Annotated in this window: 2 protein-coding genes; one reads left to right on the top strand and one right to left on the bottom strand. The window is 66.8% G+C overall.

Annotated features, from left to right (window positions below):
• On the bottom strand, window positions 1-1,153 hold a 1,153-nt coding region (locus FNH08_RS49005), incomplete at its 3' end, for an MFS transporter (protein ID WP_152778396.1).
• A gap of 130 nt (window positions 1,154-1,283) precedes the next feature.
• On the opposite strand from FNH08_RS49005, the gene FNH08_RS49000 reads away from it, so the two are divergent.
• Window positions 1,284-1,832, top strand: a complete 549-nt coding sequence (locus FNH08_RS49000; protein ID WP_152778394.1) for a MarR family winged helix-turn-helix transcriptional regulator — start codon at window positions 1,284-1,286, stop codon at window positions 1,830-1,832.
• Window positions 1,833-2,283: the final 451 nt, after the last annotated feature.

Below are 2,283 nucleotides of genomic sequence, written 5' to 3'. Positions count from 1 at the left end.
TCCCCAGCGAGAACAGCAGGAACGTCACGACGTACGGCACGTGCAGCGAGGCACCCAACGGCCCACCCACCGCCGGCCCGACCGCCAGAGCGAGCTGCTTCACCAGAGCGAACGCCGAGTTGTACTGCCCAGCCATCCCCGCAGGCGCCAGATCGGCCACCAACGGCGCCACGGTCGGCGACAACATCGCCTCCCCGAGCCCGAACAACGCGTACGTCGACACGAACGCGGCCGTCGCCATGGCCTGGCTCCCGTGCCCCAGCCCCGCATACCCGGCCACACCCCAGGCGACAGCCCATATGAGCCCGACAGCGGCAATCACCCGAGACCGCCTCCGCCGCTCCACGAACCTCAGCACGGCGAACTGCGCCACCACGATCACCGCGGTGTTCGCGGCCAGAGCCGTCCCGAGCGCGGACGGGGAGATCCCGGCGGCCTCGACCCCGTACGCACTGAGCCCGGACTCGAACTGCCCGTAGCAGGCGAAGAACAGCACGAAGCCCAGCACACACAGCTGCACCATGGCCCGGTTTCGCACCAACTGCCTCCAACTGCCCCTGACCGACTGCGCCGGAGCGACACCCTCGCCCCTCGGTGCCCCCGGCACCCGCACCGTCGCCATGATCACGACGAGCAGCAGGAACATCGCCGCCTCGACCGCGAACAACAGCGTGAACGAGCTCGCGCGCGTGGTGTCGACGAGATGACCACCTATGAGACCGCCGACCCCCAGCCCGAGGTTCTGCAGGAAGAACTGTGTGGCGAACGCCCGCGACCGCGTCCCGGCAGTCGAGCAGTCGACGATCATCGTCGCGAGCGCCGGCTGCATCACCGCCTGCCCGGCCCCGAGCGCGGCCGCCGACAGCAACACGGCCGTCGCACTTCCCGCCAGCCCCAGGCTCAGCGCACCGAAAGCGGCAGTGACCAGGGCGGCGAGCAGAACGGGCAGAGGACCCCGCCGGACGATCGCCCGCCCGGCGAACGGCAGCACCATGAGAGCGGCCACGGCGAAGACAGCGAGCACCAGCCCCGCCGTCACGGCACCGAGATCCCGTACCTGCGCCACATAGACGTACAGATAGGGGACGGTGAAGCCGAGGCCGAACGCGCTGAGTGCGTTGCCCACATGAACCCGGCGCATCGCTGCGCCCATCGCCCTGGTCACGTTCACCTGCCTTCGGTCTGAGGGGCTCAACCCCAAAGACTTCGAACCTAAAGTTAGAACCTAAAGAGTACACGCCGAAGGACTTCGATGCCAAGTGAAGGCATGCCATACTGCGGACATGGGCGACACCCACAGCACAGGCGAGCCGACTCTCGAAGAGCAGATCGCCGCCTACCAACGCGAGTTCCAGGACCTCGACCCCCAGGTCGAGAAGATCGTCTCGGCACTGTCCCGGCTCAACCGCCGTATGAACGTCGCCTATGGCCGCCAGACCGCCGATCTCGGCATCAGCAACGCCGAGTGGGAGGTCCTCAAGGCCCTCGTCCTCTCCGGTGCCCCGTACCGCATGGGTCCGAGCGACCTCGCCAAGCGACTCGGCCTCACCCCTGCCGCCATGACCCACCGGATCGATCGCATGGTGACGGAGGGCCTGGTCACCCGAGAGCGCGACGAGTCCAACCGTGTCCGCGTCATCGTCGAACTCACCCCCGAGGGCCGCGAGAAGTGGCTGGGGGCCATGCGCCTCGCCTCGGTCTTCGAGGAGGACCTGCTCCAGGACCTGTCGTCGGTGGAACGCGGAGTCCTGGGCGAGGTCCTGACCCGTCTCCTACGGCGGGTGGAAGACGCACAGCCGGACGCCGGCGGCCGCCTCAGCGACCTGGACTGAGTCCCCAGTGGCAGGGCCGCGAGGTTTGAAGCGGGGTCGCCAGGGGGAGAGTTGACAGTCCGCCCGTAGATCCGTAAAGTTCTTCGGGTTGCCACGGAGCCGTAACGGTTCTTCGGCAGCACCTCCGCCGCACCAGCGGCACCTCAAACCATCAGCACGATCTCCCAACCGGGTCGATTTCGGCGTGCCCGAATTCAATTCGATTTGGAGTTCGGCGGCCCGATTAGGAATCGCCGAGAGGATCCGCTAAGGTTTGAGACGTCGGAACGGCCCAACAGCCGCGAAGACACCCCCCCTCCGACGGGGAATCGGGCCCGAAAGGATCTGATAGAGTCGGAAACACCGAAGGGAAGCGCCCGGAGGAAAGCCACGAGAGAGTCTCTCGGGTGAGTACAAAGGAAGCGTCCGTTCCTTGAGAACTCAACAGCGTGCCAAAAATCAACGCCAGATA

The sequence above is a fragment of the Streptomyces spongiae genome (assembly GCF_009377185.1).
GTDB lineage: Bacteria > Actinomycetota > Actinomycetes > Streptomycetales > Streptomycetaceae > Streptomyces > Streptomyces spongiae.
Note: the sequence above shows the minus strand (reverse complement) of the source record. Positions and strands in the feature narration are given on the sequence as shown.

Excerpts from the sequence above, each read along its gene's own strand:
- FNH08_RS49000 (WP_152778394.1), top strand. The coding sequence starts at position 1,284 with ATGGGCGACACCCACAGCACAGGCGAGCCGACTCTCGAAGAGCAGATC.